Source organism: Pseudomonas sp. ADPe (assembly GCF_014843515.1).
Lineage (GTDB): Bacteria > Pseudomonadota > Gammaproteobacteria > Pseudomonadales > Pseudomonadaceae > Pseudomonas > Pseudomonas citronellolis.
In genome coordinates this window covers 1,774,154-1,795,838 of record NZ_CP062122.1, presented here as the reverse complement: position 1 = coordinate 1,795,838, position 21,685 = coordinate 1,774,154, and the positions used below count along the sequence as shown (strand labels likewise).

At 68.0% G+C, this 21,685-nt stretch carries 21 protein-coding genes; 10 read left to right on the top strand and 11 right to left on the bottom strand.

Annotation, left to right across the window (positions count from 1 at the left end; genetic code table 11):
• Window positions 1-135 precede the first annotated feature (135 nt).
• On the top strand, window positions 136-1,830 hold the full coding sequence (locus tag IG194_RS08140) for an acid phosphatase (protein ID WP_058487392.1): 1,695 nt from the start codon (window positions 136-138) through the stop codon (window positions 1,828-1,830).
• A gap of 255 nt (window positions 1,831-2,085) precedes the next feature.
• Here the strand turns inward: IG194_RS08140 and cysZ are convergent, their stop codons facing one another.
• Together cysZ and IG194_RS08130 are read right to left on the bottom strand one after the other, a co-directional pair.
• A complete protein-coding gene (gene cysZ, locus IG194_RS08135; RefSeq protein ID WP_058487391.1) occupies window positions 2,086-2,829 on the bottom strand; it encodes a sulfate transporter CysZ in 744 nt (247 codons plus the stop codon).
• Window positions 2,830-2,915: 86 nt separating this feature from the next.
• Window positions 2,916-4,856, bottom strand: a complete 1,941-nt coding sequence (locus IG194_RS08130; protein ID WP_058489655.1) for a diguanylate cyclase domain-containing protein — start codon at window positions 4,854-4,856, stop codon at window positions 2,916-2,918.
• Window positions 4,857-5,229: 373 nt separating this feature from the next.
• Between IG194_RS08130 and trxB the strand changes: the two genes are divergently transcribed.
• A complete protein-coding gene (gene trxB, locus IG194_RS08125) occupies window positions 5,230-6,177 on the top strand; it encodes a thioredoxin-disulfide reductase (protein WP_058487390.1) in 948 nt (315 codons plus the stop codon).
• Between the two features lie 1,018 nt (window positions 6,178-7,195).
• On the opposite strand, the gene IG194_RS08120 is transcribed toward trxB, so the two are convergent.
• The 5 genes from IG194_RS08120 to folM form a co-directional block, all read right to left on the bottom strand.
• On the bottom strand, window positions 7,196-7,534 hold the full coding sequence (locus tag IG194_RS08120) for a HopJ type III effector protein (protein ID WP_009616043.1): 339 nt from the start codon (window positions 7,532-7,534) through the stop codon (window positions 7,196-7,198).
• A gap of 13 nt (window positions 7,535-7,547) precedes the next feature.
• The gene (locus IG194_RS08115) at window positions 7,548-7,871 is read right to left on the bottom strand and encodes a DUF1244 domain-containing protein (protein ID WP_009616044.1); all 324 of its coding nucleotides are present in this window, start codon (window positions 7,869-7,871) and stop codon (window positions 7,548-7,550) included.
• 118 nt (window positions 7,872-7,989) lie between these two features.
• Window positions 7,990-8,361, bottom strand: coding sequence for a dihydroneopterin triphosphate 2'-epimerase (gene folX / locus IG194_RS08110; RefSeq protein ID WP_009616045.1), 372 nt, complete (start codon window positions 8,359-8,361; stop codon window positions 7,990-7,992).
• 1 nt (window position 8,362) lies between these two features.
• Complete coding sequence (gene folE / locus IG194_RS08105) at window positions 8,363-8,923, bottom strand: GTP cyclohydrolase I FolE (RefSeq protein ID WP_009616046.1); 561 nt, start codon at window positions 8,921-8,923, stop codon at window positions 8,363-8,365.
• A 29-nt stretch (window positions 8,924-8,952) separates the two neighbouring features.
• Window positions 8,953-9,663, bottom strand: a complete 711-nt coding sequence (gene folM, locus IG194_RS08100; protein ID WP_058487389.1) for a dihydromonapterin reductase — start codon at window positions 9,661-9,663, stop codon at window positions 8,953-8,955.
• 148 nt (window positions 9,664-9,811) lie between these two features.
• Between folM and IG194_RS08095 the strand changes: the two genes are divergently transcribed.
• On the top strand, window positions 9,812-10,264 hold the full coding sequence (locus IG194_RS08095; protein WP_009616048.1) for a flavodoxin: 453 nt from the start codon (window positions 9,812-9,814) through the stop codon (window positions 10,262-10,264).
• A 255-nt stretch (window positions 10,265-10,519) separates the two neighbouring features.
• Here IG194_RS08095 and IG194_RS08090 read toward each other — a convergent pair whose 3' ends face one another.
• Window positions 10,520-11,410 (bottom strand): LysR family transcriptional regulator, encoded by an 891-nt coding sequence (locus tag IG194_RS08090; RefSeq protein WP_058487388.1) that lies wholly within the window; start codon window positions 11,408-11,410, stop codon window positions 10,520-10,522.
• A gap of 98 nt (window positions 11,411-11,508) precedes the next feature.
• On the opposite strand from IG194_RS08090, the gene IG194_RS08085 reads away from it, so the two are divergent.
• The 6 genes from IG194_RS08085 to IG194_RS08060 all read left to right on the top strand — a co-directional run bounded on the left by IG194_RS08085 (window position 11,509) and on the right by IG194_RS08060 (window position 16,360).
• A complete protein-coding gene (locus IG194_RS08085; RefSeq protein WP_009616050.1) occupies window positions 11,509-11,886 on the top strand; it encodes a CidA/LrgA family protein in 378 nt (125 codons plus the stop codon).
• Window positions 11,873-12,559, top strand: coding sequence for an LrgB family protein (locus IG194_RS08080; RefSeq protein ID WP_058487387.1), 687 nt, complete (start codon window positions 11,873-11,875; stop codon window positions 12,557-12,559). Before IG194_RS08085 ends, IG194_RS08080 begins: the two co-directional genes overlap by 14 nt.
• 212 nt (window positions 12,560-12,771) lie before the next feature.
• Window positions 12,772-13,548 (top strand): class II aldolase/adducin family protein, encoded by a 777-nt coding sequence (locus IG194_RS08075; protein WP_043273147.1) that lies wholly within the window; start codon window positions 12,772-12,774, stop codon window positions 13,546-13,548.
• Window positions 13,548-14,444 carry an alpha/beta fold hydrolase gene (locus tag IG194_RS08070; protein ID WP_058487386.1) on the top strand — a complete coding sequence of 299 codons (897 nt, stop codon included), beginning with the start codon at window positions 13,548-13,550 and terminating at the stop codon, window positions 14,442-14,444. Before IG194_RS08075 ends, IG194_RS08070 begins: the two co-directional genes overlap by 1 nt.
• A 121-nt stretch (window positions 14,445-14,565) precedes the next feature.
• Window positions 14,566-15,477 carry an SDR family oxidoreductase gene (locus tag IG194_RS08065; RefSeq protein WP_009616054.1) on the top strand — a complete coding sequence of 304 codons (912 nt, stop codon included), beginning with the start codon at window positions 14,566-14,568 and terminating at the stop codon, window positions 15,475-15,477.
• 115 nt (window positions 15,478-15,592) lie between these two features.
• On the top strand, window positions 15,593-16,360 hold the full coding sequence (locus IG194_RS08060; protein WP_043273383.1) for a crotonase/enoyl-CoA hydratase family protein: 768 nt from the start codon (window positions 15,593-15,595) through the stop codon (window positions 16,358-16,360).
• 436 nt (window positions 16,361-16,796) lie between these two features.
• On the opposite strand, the gene IG194_RS08055 is transcribed toward IG194_RS08060, so the two are convergent.
• From IG194_RS08055 to IG194_RS08045, 3 genes are all read right to left on the bottom strand, one after another.
• Window positions 16,797-17,141 (bottom strand): cupin domain-containing protein, encoded by a 345-nt coding sequence (locus IG194_RS08055; protein ID WP_058487385.1) that lies wholly within the window; start codon window positions 17,139-17,141, stop codon window positions 16,797-16,799.
• Between the two features lie 42 nt (window positions 17,142-17,183).
• A complete protein-coding gene (locus IG194_RS08050) occupies window positions 17,184-18,605 on the bottom strand; it encodes an NAD(P)/FAD-dependent oxidoreductase (protein WP_058487384.1) in 1,422 nt (473 codons plus the stop codon).
• 286 nt (window positions 18,606-18,891) lie between these two features.
• Entirely contained in the window at window positions 18,892-19,698 is an 807-nt protein-coding gene (locus tag IG194_RS08045; protein WP_043273144.1) for an AraC family transcriptional regulator, read from the bottom strand.
• A 228-nt stretch (window positions 19,699-19,926) separates the two neighbouring features.
• On the opposite strand from IG194_RS08045, the gene IG194_RS08040 reads away from it, so the two are divergent.
• A complete protein-coding gene (locus IG194_RS08040; RefSeq protein ID WP_058487383.1) occupies window positions 19,927-21,684 on the top strand; it encodes a DUF1302 domain-containing protein in 1,758 nt (585 codons plus the stop codon).
• The last annotated feature ends 1 nt before the right edge of the window (window position 21,685 follow it).

Here is a 21,685-nt window from a genome sequence, read left to right as displayed (position 1 = left end):
CCCGGGTTGCACAAATGTGACGGGGGATTCAGGGGATTCTCGCAAGGCTTTTGGAAAGGCCTGTCATAGAGCCTTCGTCCGCCTGTCACATGGGACTGCTAGAGTGCCGCGATTTCCGACATGGGGGAGCCATCGATGAGCGACAAGCGCGATCAGAATCCCGGGCAGGACGATGCCCAGCCACTGGCGGACGCCGGCCGCCGCCGCTTCCTCGGCGGCGCCGCGGCCCTGGGCGCCGGCGCCGCGCTGGCCGGCCTGGTGGGCGAGGGCACGGCGCAGGCCGCCGAGGCCGTGCGCGAACTGGAGGGCGCCGAGCTGGACCGGGCGCTGCGCGAGCAGGTGCAGAACATCGTGGTGATCTACGCCGAGAACCGCAGCTTCAACAACCTGTTCGGCGACTTCCCCGGCGTGGAGAAACCGCTGTCGTCGCTGCAGCCGGCCGACTACCAGCAGCGCGACCGCGACGGCCGCCTGCTGGACAAGCTGCCGCCGGTGTACGGCGGCGTGCTGCAGGTCGGCCAGAGCCTGGAAGGCGTGAACTACGCCGAGGGCGTGCAGTACCAGCAGAACTTGCCCAACGCGCCCTTCGCGCTCAAGGGCCCGCAGGGCGAGGATCTGCCCCTGGGCCTGGTGACCCGCGACCTGTGGCACGTGTTCTACCAGAACCAGATGCAGATCAACGGCGGGCGCAACGATATGTTCGTCGCCTGGGCCGACTCCGGCGCGCTGCCCATGGGCTACTACGCGCAGAGCCCGTACAGCCTGCGCCTGTGGGACCTGGCCCGGGACTTCGTGCTGTGCGACAACTTCTTCCAGGGCGCCTTCGGCGGCTCCTTCCTCAACCACCAGTACCTGGTGGCGGCGACCCCGCCGGTGTACCCGGACGTGCAGAACTCGCCGGCCCGCACGCAGATCGCCCAACTGATGAGCGACAACCCCGCCGACCCACGGCTGAAACCGCTGGACGACTCGCCCGCCAGCGTCGCTGGCGGCGCACCGAAGTTCGGCCCCAGCGCCCTGACCCCTGACGGCTATGGCGTGAACACCATGCTGCCGCCCTACTGGCCGACCGTGCAGCGCGACCCCAAGCGCCCGGACTACGCGCTGCCGGACCAGCCCAACGTGATGGTGCCGCAGCGCCACGAGCACATCGGCGACAAGCTGAGCAGGAAGGGCGTGGACTGGGCCTGGTACGCCGGCGCCTGGGAAGCCACCCTCGAGCAGTACAGGAACTCCGCCGGCATCCCGAAGATTCCCAACTTCCAGTACCACCACCAGCCCTTCAACTACTTCGTCCAGCAGGGCCCGGAACACCCGGAGGAACGCGCGAAACGCCTGCGCGACGGCGGCCTGGGCGACGACCCGTCGAGCAATCGCTTCTTCGCCGACGCCCGCGCCGGCAAGCTGCCGGCGGTGAGCTTCTACAAGCCCCAGGGCAACCTCAACATGCACGCCGGCTACGCCGACGTGGCCAGCGGCGACCGGCACATCGTGCGCGCGGTGAAGCACCTGATGGAAAGCCCGCAGTGGCAGAACATGGTGATCGTCATCACGGTGGACGAGAACGGCGGCTGGTGGGACCACGTGGCGCCGCCCAGGGGCGACCGCTGGGGCCCCGGCTCACGCATCCCGGCGCTGGTGGTCTCGCCCTTCGCCCGCCACGGCACGGTGGACCACACCGTCTACGACACCGGCTCGATCCTGCGCCTGATCACCCGGGTGTTCGACCTGGAGAAGCTCGACGGCCTGAAACTGCGCGACGACGCCATGCGCGCCCGCGGCCAGCAGCCCATGGGCGACCTGACCGCGGCGCTGCGTTTCACGGCGTGAAGCGGGAAGGCCCCCCGATTCGGCGGATAACGCCGTGGCCGTGGCGATGGGTATCGCTTCGCTCAACGCCATCCTACGGGGCGTCGTGTTTGTCGATGGGATTAGGCGCAACCGTCCGTGAGCGGTTGCGCCGAGGTGCTTTTCGTAGGATGGGTTGAGCTTGCGAAACCCATCGGGCCGTGGCGATGGGTATCGCTGCGCTCAACGCCATCCTACGGGCTGTCGGGTATGGCGGCGGCGTGGGGGAAGCCCGGCTCAGCGCCTGGCCAGCGCCTTGTCGCCGTCTTCGCGCACCCAGAACAGCACCGCGCCGGCCACGGCGGCGGGCATGGCGACCAGGTTGACCAGCGGGATCAGCAGCGCCAGGTAGGTGATGCCGCCGAAGCCCATGCAGGCCCAGCGCTTGCTGCGCAGCCAGGCGAGCATTTCGTTCCAGCCGAGCTTGTGGTTGTCCGCCGGGTAGTCGATGTACTGCACGGCCATCATCCACACGCCGAACACCAGCCATAGCGGGGCGGCGATGATGTTCAGACCGGGGATCAGGCTGAGGACGAACAGGGCGATGGCCCGCGGCAGGAAGTAGCCGAGCTTGCGCAGTTCGCGGGCGACGGTGCGCGGCACCATGGCCGCCAGTTCGGCCCAACTGAAGGCCGGGAAGTCGTCCTGGCCGCGCACCACCACCTCGACCTTCTCGGCGAGGAAGCCGTTGAACGGCGAGGCGATCAGGTTGGCCACCAGCGTGAAGCTGAAGAACAGGATCAGCAGCACCAGCAGGACGAACAGCGGCCAGAGGATGTACTGCAGGAAGTCCAGCCACTGCGGCAGGCTGGGCATCAGCCAGTCGACCCAGTGGCTGAACTGGTTCACCGCGAAGCCTATCAGGCCGACGAACAGCAGCAGGTTGACCGTCAGGGGCAGCAGCACGAACAGGCGCAGCCCCGGGCGCATCATGAGTTTCAGGCCTTCGCCGAGGTATTGCGGGCCGCTCAGGGTGGGCATGGAACATCTCCGTAGGAAACCAGCTTGCGACCTTAGCAGGGCCGGCGCGGGGCCGCGAGCCGTCTGTTTTGCCTGTTGTGTGGAGTTCAGGCGCGGTAGCGGCTGTAGTGGTTGCGCTGCTGCTTGGCGCGGTACATGGCGCTGTCGGCGGCCTGGAGCAGGCCATCGGTGTCGCCGGCGTCGGCCGGGTAGAGGGCGATGCCGATGCTGGCGGAGAGGAATTCCAGGCGCTGCTCGCCGGCGTGGTAGTCCTGGTTGAGGCAGGCCAGCAGGCGCCCGGCCAGGGCTTCAGCGGTGCTGCAGTCGACGCCTTCCAGGATCACGGCGAACTCGTCGCCGCCCAGGCGGAAGGCCATGTCCGGCTGGCGCAGGTTGCCGCGCAGGCGCTCGCCCACGGCGACCAGCACGGCGTCGCCGGCGGCGTGGCCGTAGCGGTCGTTGACCGGCTTGAAGTGGTCCAGGTCGATGTACAGCAGGGCCAGGCCGGTGCCTTCGGCGCAGCGCTGCAGGGCCAGGGGCAGCTGTTCGCCGAAGGCCTTGCGGTTGCCCAGGCCGGTCAGCGCGTCGCGGTAGGCGAGGTCCAGCAGGCGCTGCTGGTAGGCCACCTGCAGGCTGATGTCGCGGAGGATGCCGCGGAAACCGCAGAACTGCCCCTGGGCGTCGACGATCGGCGAGACCTTCGTCTCGAAGACCATGCGCTGGCCGTCGCGGCGCTTGAAGGGCGCGGCGAAGGTGGTTTCCTGCTCGCCGTCGCGCACCTGCTGGTAGAGCCCGCGGGCGCGCGCCACGTCCTGTTCGTCGAGCAGCTCCCGGTAGGAGTGGCCTTCCACTTCCTCGGCGGCGTAGCCGAGCAGGCGGCAGAAGGCGGCGTTCACCGTGAGCACCACGCCGCTGTCGTCCATTTCGAAATAGCCATCGCGGATGCTGTCGAGGATGGCGCGGTCGCGGGCTTCGCTGCGTTCCAGGCGTTCGAGCATCTGGTTGACCTCGCAGGCCAACTGGCCGACTTCGTCGCGGCCCATGTCGGCCAGGCGGGCGGGGCCGGCGGTGTCGGCGCCGATGTTCGCCACCCCGCGGTTGAGCCGCTGCACGCGGCGGATCACCCAGAACTCCAGGACCAGGTAGGCCAGCAGCAGGCCGGCGAGGGTGATCAGCAAGGTCATGCCGAGGAACAGGCGGATGGCCTCCTGGCCCTGCCGGTAGGCGACCCGCGACTTGTTGATGGCCAGGCTGAACTGCGGCGTGTCGGCGGAATCGAGGAACAGCAGGGTGGCCTGCTGGGTGTCGGCGTCCAGCACCCGCCGCGGGCTCAGCAACGCGCCGCCGTTGCGCCCCGGCACGTGCAGGGCGCGCCAGCCGTCGCCGGGCGTCACCCCGGCTTGCACCTGCAGGCGCGCGTCCATCTGCTCCTGCAGGGCGTTCACCCGGCGCTGGTCGAGCAGGTAGCCGGCAACGATGGCGCCGACCGGCTCGGCCTGGCCCAGGTTGTCGCTGATCGGCTGGCTGAGCAGCAGTAGCGGGGTGCCGTCCACCAGCAGCCATTGCGCCAGGCTGCGCGACGGGTCGCCCTGCAGGTCCAGCACGCCCAGGTCCAGGGCGCTGCGCAGCAGGGCCTGGCGCAGCCGCTCGGGGCTGGGCGCGCCGGTTATCGCCTGGGGCGCTGTGAGCCGCGCCTCCTCCCAGCGCTGGGCGACGACGCGGCCCTGGCGGTCGAGGTAGAGCGCGAAGTCGAAGCCCAGGTTGCCGAGCATGTCGATGTCCAGGTTCTCCCGTACGAACCCTGGCGTGGGGTGCGCCACGAAGCGGTAGCTGGCATCCCACCAGGCATAGCTGCGCAGCAGGTCCAGGTGGCGCTTCTTCTCGAAGGCCAGGCGGTTGTCGAGCACGCGCACCTCGTCGTACAGGCGCTGGCGGTCGTTGCGGTCGAAGCGTGCGAGGAGGATGTGTTCCGACAGCTGCCAGATGCCCAGCAGGATGAGGGCGAGCAGCGGCAGGAACAGTAGGAGCAGGCGGTTTCTCAGGGTCATGCCGGGCACGCAGGTGGCGGGTGGAGAGGGGCGACCTCCTGAGTCTAGTTGGCCCGCCGCGGGAGATAGGGGGGCTCTATCGGAGGCATTGAGATTGGGCATTTCGCCTGGGCCCGCGCGGGCTATACGCTGCGCGGCAATCTCCAGTCGCGAACTGGCGGCCGGCGAAGCGGGATGTCCCTGACTTATCTCAAGGTGGTATTGGGAAACGTCTGACAGACTTCAGGCCGTGGATGACTCCACGGCAGCGCCGCCCGCTCCTGACGGCCCTGCCTTCCTCGCGATCTGTGCGTTTAGCGGGAGCTGCCGCTCCTCCCAGCCTTCCCCCAGGTACCTTGGCAGCTCCCTTTTCTTGTTCGACGAGGAGTCAGTCATGCCTGAAGTTCGTCACGCCCGCGTCATCATCCTGGGCTCCGGCCCCGCCGGTTACTCGGCCGCCGTCTATGCCGCCCGCGCCAACCTCAGGCCGCTGCTGATCACCGGCCTGCAGGCCGGCGGCCAACTGACCACCACCACCGAGGTGGACAACTGGCCCGGCGACCCCCACGGCCTCACCGGGCCCGCGCTGATGCAGCGCATGCAGGAGCACGCCGAGCGCTTCGAGACCGAGATCGTCTTCGACCACATCAACGCCGTGGACCTGGCCGGCAAGCCCCTGGTGCTCAAGGGCGACAGCGGCACCTACACGGCCGACGCGTTGATCATCGCCACCGGCGCCAGCGCCCGCTACCTGGGCCTGCCTTCGGAAGAGGCGTTCATGGGCAAGGGCGTCTCCGCCTGCGCCACCTGCGACGGCTTCTTCTACCGCAACCGCGAAGTGGCGGTGGTCGGTGGCGGCAACACGGCGGTGGAAGAGGCGCTGTATCTGGCCAACATCGCCAGCAAGGTGACCCTGGTGCACCGCCGCGAGACCTTCCGCGCCGAGAAGATCCTGCAGGACAAGCTGCGCGCCCGTATAGCCGAAGGGAAAATCGCCCTGAAGCTGAACGCCCGGGTGGAAGAGGTGCTGGGTGACGACATGGGCGTTACCGGTGTGCGTCTGCGCAACAATGATGGCAGCGCCGAGGAATTGAAGGTGGACGGGCTGTTCGTGGCCATCGGGCATACGCCGAACACCTCGCTGTTCGAGAACCAGCTGCAGCTGAAGGACGGCTACCTGGTGGTCAACGGCGGCCGTGATGGCAACGCCACTGCTACCAGCATCCCCGGCGTGTTCGCCGCGGGTGATGTGGCCGACCACGTCTACCGCCAGGCCATCACCTCGGCCGGCGCCGGCTGCATGGCGGCGCTGGACGTGGAGCGCTACCTGGATTCGCTGTAACGGCCCCAAGAGCCGGCGTGCAGGACGGAGCCCCGCTGGTCGGGGCTTTTTCCTTTTTGGGAGGGGGAGGCCCGAGCTTTCCTGGAACCGTAGGAGCAACTGTCTTGCCGGCTGCACCGAGGTGCTCTTCGTAGGATGGGTTGAGCCTGCGAAACCCATGCGGTGGCGGTGATGGGTATCGCTTCGCTCAACCCATCCTACGAAAAGCGTTTCGGCACAGACCGTTGACCAATGAGCCCCAGGCCCTCCTGTGCGCCCCAAGAAAAAGCCCCGCATCGCGGTAATGCTGTTCACTTAAGCGATATGTGGTGGTTCAGCGAAGGTGCGCCAGCCTGGCTTCGCTCCCTCACCCCAGCCCTCTCCCAAAGGGAGAGGGGGCTGTTCGGAGCGTGCGGGGAGTTCGGCGTCATCCCGGAACGCCTACCTCCTCTCGTCATTCCCGAGAACGCGAACCCTGGGTTCGCGAGCAAGCTCGCTCCTACGAAAAGCAAAAGCGCATTCGCTCTGGCTTTTGCTCTTGAGACTTCCAGAGAAACATCCGAGCGCACCGGAACGCCCCTTCAGTAGGCCGAGCGAAACCGGCGCTCAGGAGGTCATGCGACATGGATGTCGCGAGAGCCCCGATGGGCTACAGGGACGTACCCTCGGGGCGGGCCTCCGTGGCGGGGGAATTCGCGAGGGTAGCCCGGCTCCATCGGGCCCGTATGCGGGGCAAGCCTTTTTGGTTCCTTTTGTGGCGTTTGACAAAAGGGACTCGCCCGAGGGGGCGAAACAAGACGGTCGGGCAGACTCGGTGCGGCGCAGAAACACCCAAGCCAAGGCAACTGGGTTATTCCCCTTCGGGCCAGCGCAAGTATTGTTCGCGGCAATGACGAGCTTAAGGCCGGAGTGGGGCAAGCTTCGCGAGCCAGGCCATAACCCCAAATGAAAAATACCGTTTCCCCCAGGCAGAGAAACGGCATCCTTTCTTAAGTGAACAGCATTACCGCATCAGCGGGGCTTTTCTGTATCCGGGGCCTCAGCCCCGCCGCGACAACGGCTGGCGTTCGAAACGCACGCCGGCCAGGCCGGTATTCTGCAACGCCCGGATATTGGCGTGATCAGTACCCTCGGGCGTATCACGCACCGCGCGGTAATGCTCACCGAAGGCCAGCAAGGTTTCCTCCAGGCTCAGCCCCTCGAGGATGGCGAAGCCGAGCGTCTTGCAGGACCCCTCGTTCTGCCCGGCCGGGTTCTCCACCGGGCCGTTGCTGAAGGCGCTGGGGCTGTAGCTGTAGTGCTCGGCGATGAACGCCAGGGTATCGGTGAACAGGTGCTGCTCGCTGCGCAGGCGCGCGCGGAAATCGGTGAGGGTCATCAAGGCGGGCTCGTCAGTGTTTCTTGGCGGTGTCGAAGGCGGCCTGCTGCTCGGGCGAGGCCTCCTTCTGGTATTTCGCCTTCCATTCGGCGTAAGGCATGCCGTAGATCTCCTCGCGGGCCTGTTCCGGGCTCAGCTCCAGGCCCATGTCGTCGGCTGCGGCCTTGTACCACTTGGACAGGCAGTTGCGGCAGAAGCCGGCGAGGTTCATCAGGTCGATGTTCTGCACGTCCTTGCGGTTGCGCAGGTGCTGCACCAGGGTGCGGAACGCCGCGGCTTCCAGTTCCGTGCGTTGTTCCTGGCTGAGGTCGAGGATGCTGTGTTCGGGCTTGCTCATGGGTCGGGCTCTCGCGTGGCGCGTCGTCGTGGGACGTCGGGGCTCTTCGGGGCTGCGCAGATGATAAGAGTGGGGGCGGGCGCCAGCAATGGCCGTTGGCCAGGCGGCGCCGCGCGGCTCAGCGCTGCGCGGCGAGGGCGATCGACACCGATTCGGCGAAGCGCAGGGCGTGGGGCTTGTCCACTTCCACCTCGGCGTAGCGCACCGCCGGGTGGGCCATGACCAGGTCGAGGATTTCCTGGGTCAGGCGCTCCAGCAGGGCGAAGCGGTTCTCCTCGACATGGGCGATGATCGCCTTGGTGATGGTGCGGTAGTTCAGCGCGTGCTCGATGTCGTTGACCTGCACCGCCTCCTGCGAGGGGTAGAGGATGGTCAGGTTGATCAGCACGTCCTGCTTGTTGAGGATTTCCTCTTCCTTGATGCCGATGTAGGTGCGCACGCGCAGATCCTTCACGCGGATCCGCGCCATGCCCGGCTGCAATTGCGTCATTTCACTTGCTCCGTCCGATCAGTTGCAGGAATTCCTGGCGGGTGTTGCTGGAGTCGCGGAAGGCGCCGAGCATCACCGAGGTGAACATCTGCGAGTTCTGCTTCTCCACCCCGCGCATCATCATGCACATGTGCTGGGCCTCGATCACCACCGCCACGCCGGCAGCGCCGGTGATGCGCTCCACCGCCTCGGCGATCTGCCGCGTCAGGTTCTCCTGGATCTGTAGGCGGCGGGCGAACATGTCGACGATGCGCGCCACCTTCGACAGGCCCAGCACCCGTCCGGTGGGAATGTACGCCACATGGGCCTTGCCGATGAAGGGCAGCAGGTGGTGTTCGCACAGCGAATACAGCTCGATGTCGCGAACGATCACCATCTCGTCGTTATCCGAGGCGAACAGCGCGCCGTTGACCACCTCTTCCAGGCTCAGCTCGTAGCCGTGGCACAGGTAGCGCATGGCCTTGGCGGCGCGCTTGGGGGTGTCGAGCAGGCCCTCGCGCTCGGGGTTCTCGCCCAGGCCCAGGAGTATCTCGCGGTAGTTCGCGGACAGGGAATCGGTCATTGCAGGGTTCCTCGCGCCACGCCGGGCGGTCATTTGAGGTGCCGGCCGCCGTTGACGGTCAAGGTGGTGCCGGTGACGTAGGGGGTGTCCAGCAGGTAGCGGATGGCCTGGTAGACGACGTCCGGCCCGGGCTCGATGCCCAGGGCGGATTTCGCCAGGGTGCGCGCGCGGTAGTCGGCGTCGTCCCCGGCGTTGAACATGACCAGCGCCGGGGCGATGGTGTTGACCTTGATCTTCGGCGCCAGGCGCGCGGCGAAGGACAGCGTCAGGCTGTCCAGCCCGGCCTTGGTGGCGCAATAGGCGACGTGCTTGGCGCTGCCCTTGCGCACCACGTCGTCGCTGACGTGGATGATGTCGGCCGGCTGCGAGCGCTCCAGCAGCGGCGCGCAGTGCAGGTTGATCAGGTAGGGGGCGAGCATGTGCACGCTGAACAGCGCGCGGAAGGCCTCGGCCTCGTGGCCGGGCGTTTCGGCGAGCCATGCCGAGGCGTTGTGGACGATGGCGCGCAGGCTGTCGGTGTGCGCCTTGAGTTCGTCGATGAAGGCGAGGATGCCGGCCTCGTCGGCGAAGTCGCCGTACAGGCAGGTCGCGCCGCGCTCGCGCAGTTGCTGCAGCCCGGGCTTGTCGCTGCGGTAGCTGACGATCACCGGCTGGCCCGCGTCGAGCAGGCGCAGCGCGCAGTGCAGGCCGACGCGCTGGCTGGCGCCGGTGATCAGGATGGGGGCCGGGGATGCGCTCATGCGAGCCTCGTGGCTGGTGGAAAACCGCCGGCGGAGGCATATCCGAGCGGCGCGGTGGGAAAAAACTATACCAGCCCGGCGGCGCCGGCGAACACCCGTGGCCGGCTTGCGGCATAATGGGCGTTTGTCGCATGAACCGGGAGTTTCCATGAAAGTCGCCATTCTGTCCGGGTCGGTCTACGGCACCGCCGAAGAGGTCGCGCGCCATGCCAGGCGCCTGCTGGAGGCCGCGGGCCTGGAGACCTGGTTCGAGCCGCGCGCCACCCTGGACGCGCTGATCGAAGCCGCGCCCGACGCCTTCCTGACGGTCACCTCGACCACCGGCCTGGGCGAGCTGCCGGACAACATCCAGCCGCTGTACTACGCCCTGCGCGACCGCCTGCCGAACTGGCGCGGCCTGCCCGGCGCGGTGATCGGCCTGGGCGACTCCAGCTACGGCGACACCTACTGCGGCGGCGGCGAGCAGGTGCGCGAGCTGTACGCCGAACTGGGCCTGCGCGAGGTGCTGCCGATGCTGCGCCTGGACGCCAGCGAGACGGTCACCCCGGAGACCGACGCCGAGCCCTGGATCGCCGAGTTCATCGCTGCGTTGAAGGGTTGACGCACGACCTGCAGCGGGCCCCACCTGTAGGAGCGCGCCCTGCGCGCGAATCGCAGGCAGGGCCTGCTCCTACGAGAAGCTGTGCTCGCCTGCAACGTAGGAGCAACTGTCTTGCGCCGAGGTGCTCTTCGTAGGATGGGTTGAGCTTGCGAAACCCATGCGGTTGCGCTGATGGGTATCGCTTCGCTCAACGCTATCCTACGAAAAACCGTGCTTCCTGGAACCGTAGGAGCGGACTCCGTCCGCGATGCCCGCTCAGCCGATGGGATGCAGCGGAAACTCCTCCAGCAGCGCCAGCCACGCCTTGGCCGCGTGGGACAGGTAGGCGTCGCGGCGCCAGATGAAGCAGATGTCCCAGCGCAGGTCCGGCTCGCTCAGCAGCACCCGCGCCACCCCCGGCCGTTCCACTTCCTGCGCCACCGCCCGCGGCAGCAGCACCACGCCTTGCCCGGCGGCCACCAGCGCGCCGAGGAAGTCGGCCTGGCCGCTGCGCCCGCCCTCGCGGGGTTCGAAGCCGGCCTCGCGGCAGGCGCGCAGCAGGCGGTCGTTGAGGGTGAAGCTCTGCTGGTAGAGCAGGAAAGGCGTGTCGGCCAGTTCGGCCAGGGCGATGCTTTCGCGCCCGGCCAGCGGGTGCTCGGCCGGCAGCAGGGCGTCCAGCGGCTCGTTGCAGAACGGCTGCCAGTCGAAGGCCGGGTCGTTCGGCGTGAGCGCGCCGGCCAGCTCCAGTTCGCCGGCGTGCAGCGCCTGTTCCAGGCTCTTGCTGCCGCCTTCCACCAGGTGCACCTGGATGTGCGGGTAGCGCTTGCGGTATTCGGCGAAGCGCCAGGCGAACAGGGCGTCGGCGCCCAGCAGCGGCAGGCCCAGGCGCAGTTCGCCGCGGCGCATCTGGCTGAGGTCGTCCAGTTCGATCAGCAGTTCGCGGCGCAGGCGCAGCATGTCCTCGGCGCGGCGCAGCGCCACTTCGCCGGCGGCGGTCAGGCGCACGTGGGGGCCGCTGCGCTCCAGCAGCTGCACGTGCAGGCTCTGCTCCAGCTGGGCCACCTGCTTGCTGATGGCCGACTGGCTGGCGTGCAGGCGCTGCGCGGCCTGGGTGAAGCTGCCCTGGCGCACCACTTCGACGAAGCTGCGCAGTTGCTTGAATTCCATTTTGGAATGGCCTCGATTCGAACAATTCGCTTTGGGGATAGTAGCCCCGGGCTTAACCTGAGCGCCATCCACAGCACACCGCCACGCAGGCACCCGAAATGATCCGCCGCATCGCCCGACTGGGCTTCGAACTCGCCGTCCTCATCGCCTTCTGGTGGTTCGGCGGCTGGCTGGCGCAAGCCACCGGCCTGCCGCTGCCCGGCGGGGTGGTGGGGCTCGGCCTGCTGCTGGCGCTGTTCGCCAGCGGGGCGATCCGCCCGGCCCTGCTGCAGGGCGGCGCCGGGCTGCTGCTGGCGGAGATGCTGCTGTTCTTCATCCCCGCGCTGATGAGCCTGCTGGACTATGGCCCGCTGCTGCGCAGCGAGGGCTGGAAGATATTGCTGGTGATCATGTGCAGCACGCTGCTGGTGATGCTGGTCACCGCGCTGTCGGTAGAGGGCATGTACCGCTGGAGGTCGCGCCATGAGTCTCGATAAGCAAGCCCTGTTCTGGCTGGCCCTGACCCTCGGCGGCTACCTGTTCAGCCGCCAGTTGTACAAGCGCGTGCGCTGGTACGGCTTCGCGCCCATCGTGTTCGTCCCGGTGCTGCTGTTCGCCGTGGCCATCCCGCTGCACGCCCATTACGCCGACTACTCGCGCGACACCAACTGGCTGGTGGCGCTGCTCGGCCCGGCCACCGTGGCCTTCGCCGTACCCATCTGGCAGCAGCGCGCGCTGCTGGCGCGGCACTGGCCGGCGCTGCTGGTGGGCATGTGCGCCGGCTCCGCAGTGGCCATCGGCAGTTCCTGGATGCTGGCCAACGCCCTGGCGCTGGACGGCCAGGTGGCGCTGTCGCTGGTGCCGCGTTCGATCACCACGCCGCTGGCCATGGAGATGTCCCACGACCTGGGCGGCGTGCCGGAGCTGACCGCCGCCTTCGTGATGATCACCGGGGTGTTCGGCGCCCTGGCCGGCGGCCTGCTGATGAAGCTGCTGCCGCTGCGCTCGACCCTCGCCCGCGGCGCGCTGCTGGGCGTCGGCGCCCACGGCGCGGGTACCAGCCGGGCCTACGAGTTCGGCGGCGAGGAGGGCTCCACGGCGGGGCTGCTGATGGTCCTCACCGGGCTGTTCAACCTGCTGCTGGCGCCCGCCGTCGCGCTGGTACTGTAGGAGCGAGCCGCGCCGAGGTGCCTTTCGTAGGATGGGTTGAGCTTGCGAAACCCATGCGGTCGCGGTGATGGGTATCGCTTCGCTCAACCCATCCTACGGGGCGTGGTGTTTGCCGCAGTTGTAGGAGAGGACTGTCAGACCCCCGACAGTCCCGCCGCCTTCGCCTGACTAGACTGGCCCCATCGAACAACAACAACGATGAGGACCGCCCCATGAACGCCGCCGCTCCCGCACCTTCCGTGAAAGACCAGGTCTCCGAGGCCGAATGGCAGACCCGCGTCGACCTCGCCGCCTGCTACCGGCTGATCGCCCTGTACGGCTGGGACGACCTGATCTTCACCCACATCTCGGCCAAGGTCCCGGGCACCGAGGACTTCCTCATCAACCCCTACGGCATGATGTTCCACGAGATCACCGCCTCCAGCCTGGTGAAGGTGGACCTGGCCGGCAAGAAGCTGATGGACAGCCCCTACGACATCAACCCCGCCGGCTACACCATCCACAGCGCCGTGCACGAGGTGCGCCACGACGTCGGTTGCGTGCTGCACATCCACACCCCCGCCGGCATCGCCGTGTCGGCGCAGAAGAACGGCCTGCTGCCGTTGTCGCAGCAGTCGCTGTTCGTGCTCTCCAGCCTGGCCTACCACGGCTACGAGGGCGTGGCCCTGAACCACGACGAGAAGGCCCGCCTGCAGGCCGACCTGGGCGACAAGCACTTCATGATCCTGCCCAACCACGGCCTGCTCACCGCCTTCGGCACCGTGGCCGACGCCTTCCTCGGCATGTTCACCCTGCAGCGCGCCTGCGAGGCGCAGGTGATGGCGCAGAGCGGCGGCGGCGAGCTGATCCGCATCCCGCAGCAGATCCTCGACGGCGCCCGGGCGATGGTCGCCGGGGTGATGAAGACCTCCCAGGGCATGGGCGGGGGCCTGGCCTGGCCGGCGCTGCTGCGCAAGCTCGACCTGCAGAACCCCGGCTACCGCGACTGATGGCCGGCATCGCCATCCCCCTGCGCGACTGGCGCGCGCAGGGGCGCACCTTCGACTTCAACGGCCACGCCATCCGCTACTGGGAGGCCGGCGAGGGCGAGCCGCTGCTGCTGATCCACGGCTTCCCCAGCGCCTCCTGGGACTGGAACAAGCTGTGGCAGCCGCTGGCCGGGCGCTACCGGGTGATCGCCGGCGACATGCTCGGCTTCGGCGATTCTGCCAAGCCGCGCAACCACGCCTACCGCATCCATGAACAGGCCGACCTGCAACAGGCGCTGCTGGAGCATCTGGCGGTGCGCGAGCCCGTGCACCTGCTGGTCCACGACTACGGCAACAGCGTCGGCCAGGAGCTGCTGGCGCGGCACCTGGAAGGGCGCATCCAACTGGCTTCGCTGGTGTTCCTCAACGGCGGGCTGTTCCCCGAGACGCACCGCCCGGTGCTCTCGCAGAAACTGCTGCTCAGCCCGCTGGGCGGCTTCTTCGGACGCTTCTTCGACCGTGGCAAGCTGGCCGTCAACTTCGCCAAGGTGTTCGGCCCGCGCACCCGGCCGAGCGAGGAGGAGCTGGACGCGTTCTGGAGCCTGATCGCCTGCAACGACGGGCCGAAGGTGATGCACCGGCTGATCCACTACATCCTCGACCGCCGCGAACACCGCGAGCGCTGGGTGGGCGCCATGCAGCGCACCTCCGTGCCGCTGCGGCTGATCGACGGGCCCGTGGACCCGATCTCCGGCGCGCACATGGTCGAGCGCTACCGCCAGCTGATCCCGCGGCCGGACACGGTGATGCTCGACGGCATCGGCCACTACCCGCAGACCGAGGCGCCGGAGCAGGTGCTGGCGCACTACCTGGCGTTCCGCGCGCGCCTGGCGGGGCAGGTGCAGCCGGCGGCCTGAAGGGGCCGCCGGCATCATCCCCGGACCTTATCGCGGCATATTCAGGCCCGGCGTCTTGGTTGTGACCGTCAAACGTCTGTTTGACACTCCGTAGCCATCAACCTGCCTGGGAGTACCAACCATGAGTGATGCCGTTCGTTTCGACGACAAGGTCGTGATCGTCACCGGCGCCGGCGGCGGCCTTGGCCGTGCCCACGCCCTGCTGTTCGCCAAACATGGCGCCAAGGTGGTGGTGAATGACCTGGGCGGCAGCACCCATGGCGAGGGCGCCAACGCTTCGGCCGCCGACCGCGTGGTGGCGGAGATTCGCGCCGCCGGCGGCACCGCCATCGCCAACCACGATTCGGTGACCGACGGCGAGAACATCGTGCGCGAGGCCGTGGAAGCCTTCGGCCGCGTCGACGTGGTGGTGAACAACGCCGGCATCCTGCGCGACAAGACCTTCCACAAGATGGAAGACGCCGACTGGGACCTGGTCTACAAGGTCCACGTCGAGGGCGCCTACAAAGTGACCCGCGCCGCCTGGCCGCTGATGCGCGAGCAGGGCTACGGGCGGGTGATCTTCACCGCCTCCACCTCGGGCATCTACGGCAACTTCGGGCAGAGCAACTACGGCATGGCCAAGCTCGGCCTCTACGGCCTGACCCGCACCCTGGCCCTGGAAGGCCGCAAGAGCAACATCCTGGTCAACGCCATCGCCCCCACCGGCGGCACCCGCATGACCGAGGGGCTGATCCCGCCGCAGGTGTTCGAGCAGCTCAAGCCCGAGTTGGTCAGCCCGCTGGTGGTCTACCTGGGCAGCGAGGCCTGCCAGGACACCTCCGGCCTGTATGAAGTGGGCGGCGGCTGGATGGGCAAGGTGCGCTGGGAGCGCAGCCTGGGCTTCGGCTTCGACCCGCGCGAAGGCTTCGACGCCGAGGACGTGGCGGCGCACTGGCAGCAGATCAGCAGCTTCGAGAACGCCGTGCACCCGGCGGACAACGTCGAGGCCCTGCGCGAGATGATGGCCAACCTGCAGAAATACGTCGGCTGAAGCGGCCAGCCTGACGGGCGGAACGGCCAGGGTGCTGCTCCGCGCGCCGTGACGCAGTAAGGTGGAAGGCCGGCGCAAGCCGGCCTTCGTCCTTTCCGTCAGCCTGGAGTCCAGCATGAGCGTGATCGTCGAGCACAACGGCCCGGTAACCACCCTGATCATCGACCGTCCCGCGGCGCGCAACGCGGTCGACCGGCCCACCGCCGACGCCCTGGCCGAGGCCCTGCGCGCCTTCGAGGCCGACGAGCAGGCGAAGGTGGCGGTGCTCACCGGCGCCGGCGGCACCTTCTGCGCCGGCGCGGACCTCGCCGCGGTGGCCGAGGGCAGCGAGCGGCGCAACCGCCTGGAAATGGAAGGCGACGCCCCCATGGGCCCCAGCCGCATGCACCTGAACAAGCCGCTGATCGCCGCCATCGAGGGCTACGCCGTGGCCGGCGGCCTGGAGCTGGCGCTGCTGGCCGACCTGCGGGTGATGGCCGAGGACGCGGTGTGCGGGGTGTTCTGCCGGCGCTTCGGCGTGCCGCTGATCGACGGCGGCACCGTGCGCCTGCCGCGCATCATCGGCCAGGGCCGGGCGCTGGACCTGATCCTCACCGGCCGCCCGGTCGCCGCCCAGGAAGCCCTGGGCATGGGCCTGGCCAACCGCGTGGTGGCCAAGGGCGAGGCCCGCGCCGCCGCCGAGGACCTGGCCCGGCAGATCGCCGACTTCCCCCAGGCCTGCATGCTGGCGGACCGCGACAGCGTCTATGCGCAGTGGAACCAGTCGTTCGACGTGGCCATGGCGAATGAATTCCAGGGTGGGCTGATGGTGATTCTCAGCGGCGAGACCCAGGCCGGGGCGCAGCGCTTCGCGCGGGGGGAGGGGCGGCATGGGAAGTTCTGAGGGGCAGGGTTGCTTTTCGTAGGAGCGAGCTTGCTCGCGAATGGAGTTTCCCGGTGATTGCAGTGTTTCGGGTTGACTCCGTCCCCTCTCCCCAGCCCTCGGCTGCGCGCCCCGCCCTGAAGGGAGAGGGGGCTTGTCCGTGCCGAGAGGAGGAATGGTTTCAGCCGGTAATCATTGTGCTAGCCGGCTAACGCCGAGATATCAGCATCTGCCCAACGGTCCCCTCTCCCTTCAGGGCGGGGCGCGCAGCCGAGGGTTAGGGAGAGGGAAAGGCGCTTCCCTCATGCAGCGGCGTCCCAGGGAAACTCCATTCGCGAGCAAGCTCGCTTCCTACATGGCAGGACGAACCCCGTCGTAGGATGGTGTTGAGCGAAGCGATACCCATCGCCATGGCCTGATGGGTATCGCAAGCTCAACCCATCCTACGAAGAGCGCCTCAGCGCTTGATGATCACGTAAGTCTTGCGCACCGTCTCCTGGATGTCCCACACCCCCAGGCTGTTCTGCGGCAGCAGGAAGGCGTCGCCGGCCTGGAAGGCGATGGGCTCGCCGTCGTCCGGGGTGAAGGTGCCGCGGCCGCTGATGAAGTGGCAGAACTCCTGCTCGACGATCTGCCGGCGCCAGCGGCCCGGGGTGCATTCCCAGATGCCGGTGTCGACCTGGTCGGGGCGTTCCACTTCGGCCGTGCGGGTGTGCGAGACCGGCTCGCCCAGCGGCACGCCGACCGGGCTGGCTTCGCCCAGGGGCGCGTTGGGGGTGTCCTTGAGGTGGGTGATCTTCATCGGGGCTCCAGTGGGTTGTCGGTGCAAAGGGGGCGGCCGGCTTCAGCCGACCTTCCAGGTCATCAGGCCTTCCATGCCGGCGGCGAGTCTTTCCGCCAGCTGCCGGCGCCAGGCCGGGGTGTTGGGGTTGGCCAGCACCTCGTCCTCGTGGACGAAGCTGCGGATGATCGCGTTGTAGCCCAGCCAGCGGCACGGCTCGGGTTCCCAGGCGCGCAGGGCGTCGGTCATGGCGCGGTCGTGGATTACCCAGTTCTGCCGGGTCTCCAGGCTGTCGTTGCCGAGGATCAGGTCGGCCAGGGTGCGCCCGCCCAGGTTGGTGGCGCCCACGCCCTCGCCGCCGTAGCCGCCGGACAGGGCTATGCCGTTGCGGCGGTCGACCAGCATGTGCGGGTGGAAGCGCCGCGACATGCCCAGGTTGCCGCCCCAGGTGTGGGTGATCTTCACGTCCTTGAGCTGCGGGAACAGCTCGCCGAACAGGTAGCGGCGCAGGCCGACCTCGTCGTCATCGAGGCTGAAATCGCTGCGCAGCTTGCCGCCGAAGCGGTAGCCGCCGCGGGCGCCGAAGGCCAGGCGGTTGTCCCGGGTGCGCTGGCCGTAGGTGACCTGGCGGCTGAATTCGCTGAAGGCCTGGCCGTGCTCCAGGCCGATCTCCGCCCATACCGACTCGGGCAGCGGCTCGGTGGCCACCAGTAGGCTCTGCACCGGCAGCTGGTAGTTGCCCAGGGGCGGCAGGGCGGCGGCGTAGCCTTCCACCGCCGGCACTATCCAGTGGGCCTTCACGCTGCCCTTGTCGGTGCGCAGCAGGCCGGGCTGCCAGTGGCTGACGCGGCTCTTCTCGAACAGTTGCACGCCCAGGCGTTCCACCACCGTGGCCAGGCCGCGGGCCAGCTTGGCCGGGTCGATGGTGGCGCAGTGCGGGGTGTAGAGCGCGCCCAGGGCGCTGGGGATGCGCAGCTGCCCGTCCAGCTCGGCCTTCGACAGCCAGCGGTAGTCGTCCTCGCCCAGGCCCTCGTGGCGCAGGTCGGCCAGGTACTGGCGCAGGCGGCGTTCCTGCTCCGGGTAGCGCGCCGCGCAATAGAGCACGCCGCCCTTGCGGTAGTCGCAGTCGATGCCTTCGCGTTCCAGCACCCTGGCCACCTCGTCGGGGATGCCGTGCAGCAGGTCCCAGGTCTCGCGGCGGCGCGGCTCGGGCATGCGGCCCACCAGGCGGTCCTCGCCCAGCAGCGCGCCCATCAGCCAGCCGCCGTTGCGCCCGGAGGCGCCGAAGCCGGCGGTCTCGGCCTCGAGGATGGCGACCTTCAATTGCGGCGCGCGGGTCTTCAGGTAATAGGCCGTCCACAGCCCGGTGTAGCCGGCGCCGACGATGGCCACGTCGACCTCCAGGGCGCCTTCCAGGGCCGGGCGGGCGATGAAGTCGTCGTCCAGTTGGTTCATCCACAGGCTGATATGGCGCCATGCCGACATAGGGGCGACTCCGGGCAGAAGGGTGATGGGGAATGTGCGCAAGCCTAGAAGCGCCCGGCATTCCTGTCGTGCGCGCGGGTACGCGGGGAAAAGCCGGCTGACGGCAATTGTAGGAGCGGATCTCATCCGCGAAACGCGCCGATATGTTCGGCTATCGCGGACAAGGTCCGCTCCTACGAGGTGCAGCAGAAACGCCGTCGTAGGATGGGTTGAGCGAAGCGATACCCATCACCGCGACCGCATGGGTTTCGCAAGCTCAACCCATCCTACGAAGAGCGCCTCGGCATTACGGGTTTTCCATCCGCTTGAGGTATTCCCGCGGCGACAGCCCGGTCTGCTGGCGGAAGCAGCGGTAGAAGGCCGACAGCGAGTTGAAGCCGGCGGAGAAGGCCAGCTCGTCGATGCGCGCCGAGGTGGCCGGGCGCAGTTGCTCCAGCAGGTGCTGCAGGCGCTTCTGGTTGACGTACTGGTAGAAGCTCAGGCCCATCACCTGGTTGAGCAGGTAGGAAATCTGGTTGCGCGTGTAGCCGGTGGCGCCGGCCACCTGGGACAGGTCCAGGTCCGGCGCCAGGTACGGCTGGGCCTTGTGGAAGTATTCCTCCAGGTCCGCGGCCAACTGGCTGAGCTGGCGCGGCGACAGGCCCAGGCGGCTGGCCGGCGGGCGGCTGTCGCCGGAGGCGCGTGCGGCGCCCGGGGCGTCCTCGCGGACCAGGGTGGCGTATTCGTTGATGCGCCAGATCAGTCCGTCGCGCACGCTGATGGCTTCGCTGGAGTGGAACACCGCCAGGCGCCCGCTGAGGGTGATGGCGGTGCGGTACTGGATGAAGGCCGTGTCGCCGTCGACGCGGATGCGGTCGATGTGGTCGAGGAACTCGTCCGGGCGGCTGGGCATGGTCTGGGTGACGTACTCGCGCAGGTCCGCCAGGCCCATGCGGCGGTTCTGGAAGTAGTCGTTGTATTCCACCTCGGGGTGGTAGAGCGCCAGCGCCGCGTCCAGGTCGCGGCGCTTCCAGCTGTCGTGGTAGCGCTGCACCACGTCGCGGGTGCTCGGGGTGAGGTGGCTGTCGGCCGGGGTCGGGTGGGTCGCTTGCATGGCGCACAGGATGCCGCAGAGCGGCGCGCTCGGGTAGGGGGGAGGCCCCGCTATCATCCAGGTACTGCATGATGGGCCATGCCCGGCGTCAATGGTGGCCGCCCGGGGCCGTCGCAGAGGGGGGATTCACTCTTTCGGCTGACAGTGCAAATACCTCCTTGGTGCGCTTGGTCGCGACCGGGCCGGCTGAGTAGCGTGTAGCCGCCTAGACACCGTCAGGAGTGCCGAATGACAACAAAAACAAGGCGCGCATCGTTCCAACCGAAACTGCTGGCCGCTGCTGTAGCCCTGGGTTGCGCCACCCAGGCCGGGGCCGTCTCGTTCAACATCGGGGAAATCGAGGGGCAGCTGGATTCGACGCTGTCCGTGGGGGCCAGCTGGGGGCTGCGCGACGCCGATTCGGAATACGTGGGGGCCCGCAACGGCGGCCGCGCCTCGTCGCAGACCTCCGACGACGGCCGCCTGAACTTCAAGAAGGGCGAGACCTTCTCGAAGATCTTCAAGGGCATCCACGACCTGGAGCTGAAGTACGGCGACACCGGCGTCTTCGTCCGCGGCAAGTACTGGTACGACTTCGAGCTGAAGGACGAGCACCGCGAGCTGTACGACATCAGCGACCAGGGCCGCAGCATGGGGGCGCGCTCCTCCGGCGCCGAACTGCTGGACGCCTTCATCTACCACAAGTACAGCATCGGCGACCTGCCCGGCACCGTGCGCCTGGGCAAGCAGGTGGTGAGCTGGGGCGAGAGCACCTTCATCCAGAACTCCATCAACAGCATCAACCCGGTCGACGTCGCCGCCTTCCGCCGCCCCGGCGCGGAGATCAAGGAAGGCCTGATCCCGGTGAGCATGTTCTACATGTCCCAGGGCCTGACCGACAGCCTCACCGCCGAGGGCTTCTACCAGTTGAAGTGGGAGAAGACGGTGGTGGACAACTGCGGCACCTTCTTCTCCACCACCGACGTGGCGGCCAACGGCTGCAACCGCCTGGTCTTCGCCGGCAGCGACTTCGACACCGACCCGGCCAGCGGCTACCGCTACCTGGCGCGCTCCGGCGACAACACCGCCCGCGACGGCGGCCAGTGGGGCCTGGCCCTGCGCTGGTACGCGGCGGAGCTGAACGACACCGAGTTCGGCGCCTACGTGATGAACTACCACAGCCGCAACCCGGTCTTCAGCACCATCGCCGGACAAGGCCTGGCCACCGCCAACGCCGCCACCGGCGAGGCCAGCGCGCAGTACCTGATCGAGTACCCGGAGGACATCCGCCTCTACGGCCTGAGCTTCCAGACCAACATCGGCGGCACCTCGGTAGCCGGCGAGGTCAGCTACCGGCCGAACATGCCGCTGCAGCTCAACAGCACCGACCTGACCGTGGCCGCGCTCTACCCGACCACGCTGTTCGGCAACCCCATCTATGCCAGCGGCGCCGCCACCCCCACCGCCGGTGAGGTGATCCACGGCTACGTACGCAAGCCGGTGACCCAGGCCCAGGTGACGGTGACGCAGTTCTTCGACCAGGTGCTGGCCGCCGAACGCCTGACCGTGGTCGGCGAGGTGGGCTACAACCACATCAGCGGCATCGACGACAGCGAGCTGCGCTTCGGCCGCGACTCCATCTGGGGCATCGGCGAGCTGCCCAACAACTCCCTGTGCCAGGGCCTGCTGAACACCGCCAATCCCGGCGAGTGCAACAACAAGGGCTTCTACACCAGCAGCAGCTGGGGCTACCGCGTGCGCGGCATCCTCGACTATCCCAACGTCATCGCCGGCATCAACTTCAAGCCGAACCTGGCCTGGTCCCACGACGTGCACGGCTACGGCCCGAACTTCAGCGAAGGCGCCAAGGCGGTCAGCGTCGGCCTGGATGCGGACTACCAGAACACCTATACCGCCAGCATCAGCTATACCGATTTCTTCGGTGGCGATTACAACCCGATCAACGATCGCGACTTCATCGCCGTCAGCTTCGGTGTGAACTTCTGAT

Coding starts and splice junctions, on each gene's coding strand:
- IG194_RS08045 (WP_043273144.1), bottom strand. CDS start 19,698: ATGCAAGCGACCCACCCGACCCCGGCCGACAGCCACCTCACCCCGAGC.
- IG194_RS08130 (WP_058489655.1), bottom strand. CDS start 4,856: ATGACCCTGAGAAACCGCCTGCTCCTACTGTTCCTGCCGCTGCTCGCC.
- IG194_RS08065 (WP_009616054.1), top strand. CDS start 14,566: ATGAGTGATGCCGTTCGTTTCGACGACAAGGTCGTGATCGTCACCGGC.
- IG194_RS08040 (WP_058487383.1), top strand. CDS start 19,927: ATGACAACAAAAACAAGGCGCGCATCGTTCCAACCGAAACTGCTGGCC.
- IG194_RS08075 (WP_043273147.1), top strand. CDS start 12,772: ATGAACGCCGCCGCTCCCGCACCTTCCGTGAAAGACCAGGTCTCCGAG.
- IG194_RS08090 (WP_058487388.1), bottom strand. CDS start 11,410: ATGGAATTCAAGCAACTGCGCAGCTTCGTCGAAGTGGTGCGCCAGGGC.
- IG194_RS08085 (WP_009616050.1), top strand. CDS start 11,509: ATGATCCGCCGCATCGCCCGACTGGGCTTCGAACTCGCCGTCCTCATC.
- cysZ (WP_058487391.1), bottom strand. CDS start 2,829: ATGCCCACCCTGAGCGGCCCGCAATACCTCGGCGAAGGCCTGAAACTC.
- IG194_RS08055 (WP_058487385.1), bottom strand. CDS start 17,141: ATGAAGATCACCCACCTCAAGGACACCCCCAACGCGCCCCTGGGCGAA.
- IG194_RS08050 (WP_058487384.1), bottom strand. CDS start 18,605: ATGTCGGCATGGCGCCATATCAGCCTGTGGATGAACCAACTGGACGAC.
- folM (WP_058487389.1), bottom strand. CDS start 9,663: ATGAGCGCATCCCCGGCCCCCATCCTGATCACCGGCGCCAGCCAGCGC.
- IG194_RS08080 (WP_058487387.1), top strand. CDS start 11,873: ATGAGTCTCGATAAGCAAGCCCTGTTCTGGCTGGCCCTGACCCTCGGC.
- IG194_RS08070 (WP_058487386.1), top strand. CDS start 13,548: ATGGCCGGCATCGCCATCCCCCTGCGCGACTGGCGCGCGCAGGGGCGC.
- folE (WP_009616046.1), bottom strand. CDS start 8,923: ATGACCGATTCCCTGTCCGCGAACTACCGCGAGATACTCCTGGGCCTG.
- IG194_RS08120 (WP_009616043.1), bottom strand. CDS start 7,534: ATGACCCTCACCGATTTCCGCGCGCGCCTGCGCAGCGAGCAGCACCTG.
- IG194_RS08095 (WP_009616048.1), top strand. CDS start 9,812: ATGAAAGTCGCCATTCTGTCCGGGTCGGTCTACGGCACCGCCGAAGAG.
- trxB (WP_058487390.1), top strand. CDS start 5,230: ATGCCTGAAGTTCGTCACGCCCGCGTCATCATCCTGGGCTCCGGCCCC.
- folX (WP_009616045.1), bottom strand. CDS start 8,361: ATGACGCAATTGCAGCCGGGCATGGCGCGGATCCGCGTGAAGGATCTG.
- IG194_RS08060 (WP_043273383.1), top strand. CDS start 15,593: ATGAGCGTGATCGTCGAGCACAACGGCCCGGTAACCACCCTGATCATC.
- IG194_RS08115 (WP_009616044.1), bottom strand. CDS start 7,871: ATGAGCAAGCCCGAACACAGCATCCTCGACCTCAGCCAGGAACAACGC.
- IG194_RS08140 (WP_058487392.1), top strand. CDS start 136: ATGAGCGACAAGCGCGATCAGAATCCCGGGCAGGACGATGCCCAGCCA.